3 protein-coding genes and 1 pseudogene are annotated in these 4926 nt (G+C 69.5%); all 4 read left to right on the plus strand.

The window, feature by feature from the left end; genetic code table 11:
• A partial coding sequence (locus tag FPZ47_RS26465) for a transglycosylase family protein (protein ID WP_145039722.1) occupies positions 1–291 on the plus strand: 291 nt, incomplete at its 5' end.
• Between the two features lie 135 nt (positions 292–426).
• The gene (locus tag FPZ47_RS26470; RefSeq protein WP_144953349.1) at positions 427–1686 is read left to right on the plus strand and encodes a saccharopine dehydrogenase family protein; all 1260 of its coding nucleotides are present in this window, start codon (positions 427–429) and stop codon (positions 1684–1686) included.
• Between the two features lie 85 nt (positions 1687–1771).
• The gene (locus FPZ47_RS26475; RefSeq protein ID WP_144953346.1) at positions 1772–4414 is read left to right on the plus strand and encodes a valine--tRNA ligase; all 2643 of its coding nucleotides are present in this window, start codon (positions 1772–1774) and stop codon (positions 4412–4414) included.
• Positions 4411–4926, plus strand: a pseudogene (locus FPZ47_RS26480) (dihydrofolate synthase); the annotation flags it as partial. The gene FPZ47_RS26475 and the pseudogene FPZ47_RS26480, both read left to right, overlap by 4 nt.

Below are 4926 nucleotides of genomic sequence, written 5' to 3' on the forward strand. Positions count from 1 at the left end.
AGATGTGTAAAAGACACAGCCCCGCCGGGACCCGACGCGCCGCCGCCGCCGCAGCGGGCGTACAGCGTGAACTGGGACGCCATCGCACGATGCGAATCGGGGGGGAACTGGGCGATCAACACGGGCAACGGCTACGTCGGCGGTCTGCAGTTCACGCCGAGCACCTGGCGTGCCAACGGCGGAAGTGGCTCCCCGGCCAGCGCGAGTCGCGAGGAGCAGATCCGCGTCGCCGAGAACGTGCTGCATTCGCAGGGCATCGGCGCGTGGCCGGTCTGCGGTCGGCGTGGCTGACAACAGCCGCGGCCGGCGGCTCGAGGACTGACAGCCGTCGAAACGCCATAGGTGAGGAATGCCGGGCCCCGGGCCCGGCATTCCTTGTCGGCGGGGGCCGCCGAAGCGGTCGTCGGTCGGGTAGCGTCGGGATCCGTGACCGCAACGCCGCGCGAATTCGACATCGTCGTGTACGGGGCGACCGGCTTCGTCGGGAAGCTGACCGCCGAGTATCTGGCGCGAGCGGGCGGAGGTGCCCGCATCGCGCTCGCCGGCAGGTCGGCCCAGCGCCTGCGCGCCGTGCGCGACACCCTGGGGGAGTCCGCGCAGTCCTGGGAGCTGCTGGTCGCGGATGCCTCGTCGCCGTCGACGCTCGACGAGATGGCCGCGCGCACGCGGGTGGTCGTCACCACGGTCGGGCCCTACACCCGCTACGGTCTGCCACTCGTGGCCGCCTGCGCCGCGGCGGGCACCGATTACGCAGACCTCACCGGCGAGGCGATGTTCGTCCGCGACAGCATCGACCTTCACCACAAGCAGGCCGCCGACACCGGCGCCCGCATCGTGCATGCCTGCGGGTTCGATTCCGTACCCTCCGACCTGAGCGTGTACGCGCTGTACCGAGCGGTTCGCGACGCGGACGCCGGTGAGCTCACCGACACCGATCTGGTGGTGAAGTCGTTCTCCGGGGGGCTGTCGGGCGGCACCATCGCGTCGATGATGGAGGTGCTGAACACCGCCTCCACCGATCCCGACGCCCGCCGCCAGCTCGCCGACCCCTACACGCTGACACCCGACCGTCACGCCGAACCCGAGCTCGGGCCCCAGCCCGACCTGCCGTGGCGCCGTGGCCGCCAGATCGCGCCGGAATTGGCCGGCCTCTGGACGGCGGGCTTCGTCATGGCGCCCTACAACACGCGGATCGTTCGCCGCAGCAACGCCCTGCTGGACTGGCGATACGGTCACCGGTTCCGCTACAGCGAAAGCATGAGCGTGGGATCGTCGCCGGTCGTCGCGCCGCTGGCCTCCGCCGTCGTCACCGGGATGGCCGGTGCCACGTTCGGGTTGGGCAGCCGCTATTTCCGGCTGCTGCCGCGCCGGCTGGTGGAGCGGGTCGCGCCCAGGCCGGGCACCGGCCCCAGCGCCGCGGCGCGCGAGCGCGGCTACTACCGGATCGAGACCTACACCACCACCGGCAGCGGGGCCCGCTATGTGGCGCGCATGGAACAGCGGGGCGACCCGGGCTACCAGGCGACCTCCGTGTTGCTGGGGGAGTGCGGCCTCGCCCTGGCGATGGACCGCGACAAGCTCTCCGAGCTGCGCGGCGTGCTGACGCCCGCGGCCGCGATGGGTGAGGCGCTGCTGGAGCGCTTCCCGGCCGCAGGTGTGTCGCTGCGGATCGATCGACTGGCCTAGATTCACCCCCTACCGTGCCGGCGGGCCGGGCGCACCCCGTTCGGGCGCCTACAGGCCGGCGCGCGGCGCTTCCTAGAATTGACGGGTGACCGCCAGCCGCAGCTCCGCTACCGACCTGCCCACATCGTGGGACCCCGGTGCGACAGAGAGCCTGATCTACCAGAAGTGGCTGGATGCCGGCTACTTCGCGGCGGACCCGACCAGCCCCAAACCCGGGTATTCGATCGTGCTGCCGCCGCCCAACGTGACCGGCAGCCTGCACATGGGCCATGCGCTGGAACACACCATGATGGACGCCCTGACCCGCCGCAAGCGGATGCAGGGGTATGAGGTGCTGTGGCAGCCGGGCATGGACCACGCGGGCATCGCGACCCAGAGCGTGGTGGAAAAGCAACTCGCGGTCGACGGCAGGACCAAGGAAGACTTCGGCCGCGAGCTGTTCGTCGAGAAGGTCTGGGACTGGAAGCGTGAGTCGGGCGGTGCGATCGGCGCCCAGATGCGCCGGCTCGGCGACGGCGTGGACTGGAGCCGGGACCGGTTCACCATGGACGAGGGCCTGTCGCGGGCGGTGCGGACCATCTTCAAGCGGCTCTACGATGCCGGGCTGATCTATCGGGCCGAACGGCTGGTCAACTGGTCGCCCGTGCTGCAGACCGCGATTTCGGACCTCGAGGTCAACTATCTCGACGTCGAGGGCGAGTTGGTGTCTTTCCGGTACGGTTCGTCCGACGACTCGCAGCCCCACATCGTGGTGGCCACCACCCGGGTCGAGACGATGCTGGGTGACACCGCGATCGCGGTGCATCCCGACGACGAGCGCTACCGCCACCTGGTCGGCACCCACCTGCCGCACCCGTTCGTGGACCGGCAGCTCATCGTGGTCGCCGACGACCACGTGGACCCCGAATTCGGCACCGGCGCGGTCAAAGTCACGCCCGCGCACGACCCGAACGACTTCGAGATCGGGCTGCGGCACGAGTTGCCGATGATCTCCATCCTGGACACCAGGGGCCGGATCACCGGCACCGGAACGCAATTCGACGGCATGGACCGTTTCGAGGCGCGCGTCGCGGTGCGCGAGGCGCTGGCGGCGCAGGGCCGGGTCGTCGAGGAGAAGCGCCCCTACCTGCACAGCGTCGGGCATTCCGAGCGCAGCGGCGAGCCGATCGAGCCGCGGCTGTCGCTGCAGTGGTGGGTCCGGGTCGAATCGCTGGCCAAGGCCGCCGGCGACGCGGTGCGCAACGGCGACACGGTGATCCACCCGGCCGGCCTGGAGCCGCGCTGGTTCGCCTGGGTCGACGACATGCACGACTGGTGCATCTCGCGGCAGCTGTGGTGGGGCCACCGCATCCCGATCTGGTACGGGCCCGACGGCGAACAGGTGTGCGTCGGCCCGGACGAGGCACCCCCGGAGGGCTGGGAGCAGGATCCCGACGTGCTGGACACCTGGTTCTCGTCGGCGCTGTGGCCGTTCTCCACGCTCGGTTGGCCGGAGCGGACCCCGGAGCTGGAGAAGTTCTATCCGACAAGCGTTCTGGTGACCGGCTACGACATCTTGTTCTTCTGGGTGGCCCGGATGATGATGTTCGGCACCTTCGTCGGCGGCGACGACGTCCTCACCCTCGGCGGGCGCCGCGGCCCGCAGGTGCCGTTCACCGACGTCTTCCTGCACGGCCTGATCCGCGACGAATCCGGCCGCAAGATGAGCAAGTCCAAAGGCAACGTCATCGACCCGCTGGACTGGGTGGAGAAGTTCGGGGCCGACGCGCTGCGGTTCACGCTGGCCCGGGGCGCCGCTCCCGGCAGTGACCTGTCGGTCGGCGAAGACGCCGTACGGGCATCGCGCAGCTTTGTCACCAAGCTGTTCAACGCCACCAGATTCGCGCTGCTCAACGGTGCTTGCCCGGCTCCGCTACCGGACCCGGCCGACCTCACCGACACCGACCGCTGGATCCTGGGACGGCTGGAAGAGGTTCGCGCCGAGGTGGATTGGGCGTTCGACGGCTACGAGTTCGGCCGGGCTTGCGAGGCGCTCTATCACTTCACGTGGGACGAGTTCTGCGACTGGTACGTCGAGTGGGCGAAGGTGCAGCTTGCCAACGGCCTCACGCATACCACCGCTGTGCTGGCCGCGGTGCTCGATACGTTGCTGCGACTGCTGCATCCGGTGATCCCGTTCGTCACCGAGGCGCTGTGGCAGGCCCTGACCAACCGGGAGTCGCTGGTGGTCGCCGAGTGGCCGCAGTCCTCGGGTATCGCCCTGGATCCGATTGCGGCGCAACGGATCAGTGACAGACAGAAGCTCGTCACCGAAATCCGGCGGTTCCGTAGCGATCAGGGCCTGGCGGATCGGCAGAAGGTGCCGGCCCGTTTGGCCGGTGGCGGAGAGCTGAGCGCGGAAGTGCGGGCCGTGACCTCGCTGACCGCGCCCGGTCCCGGGTTCAGTCCCTCGGCTTCACTGGAGGTATCGCTGGGTTCCGGCATGGACGACGTCCACGTGATCGAATTGGACACCTCCGGCACCATCGATGTGGCAGCAGAGCGCCGGCGCCTCGAAAAGGATTTGGCCGCAGCGCAAAAGGAGTTAACCTCGACCGCCGCGAAACTGGACAACGCCGACTTTCTGGCCAAGGCCCCGCAGCACGTCGTCGACAAGATCCGGGACCGCCGGCGGGTGGCCGGTGAGGAAGCCGAGCGGATCACCGCGCGGCTGGCCGGGCTGCAATGACGGAACAGCCCGAGTGGGCACCGGCCGGCGACGCGGCGCCCACCCCGGACGAGATCGCGTCGCTGTGGCAGGTGGAGCACCTGCTGGATCAACGCTGGCCCGAGACGAAGATCGAACCGAGCCTGACCCGGATCAGCGCGCTGCTGGACCTGCTGGGCTCACCGCAGAAAAGCTATCCGTCGATCCACATCGCGGGCACCAACGGCAAAACCTCGGTGGCGCGGATGGTCGACGCCCTGCTGACCGCGCTGCACCAGCGCACCGGCCGCACCACCAGCCCCCACCTGCAGTCGGCGGTCGAACGCATCGCGATCGACGGCAAGCCGATCAGCCCGGCGCAGTACGTGGCGACCTACCGCGAGCTCGAGCCGTACGTCCAGATGGTCGATGCGCAGTCCCAGGCTTCACCTTCTGGGGCGGGCCTCCGCTTGAGCAAGTTCGAGGTCCTCACCGCCATGGCGTTCGCCGCGTTCGCGGATGCGCCGGTCGACGTCGCGGTGATCGAGGTGGGC

Origin of the sequence: Mycobacterium helveticum (assembly GCF_007714205.1) — a bacterium.
Classification (GTDB): domain Bacteria; phylum Actinomycetota; class Actinomycetes; order Mycobacteriales; family Mycobacteriaceae; genus Mycobacterium; species Mycobacterium helveticum.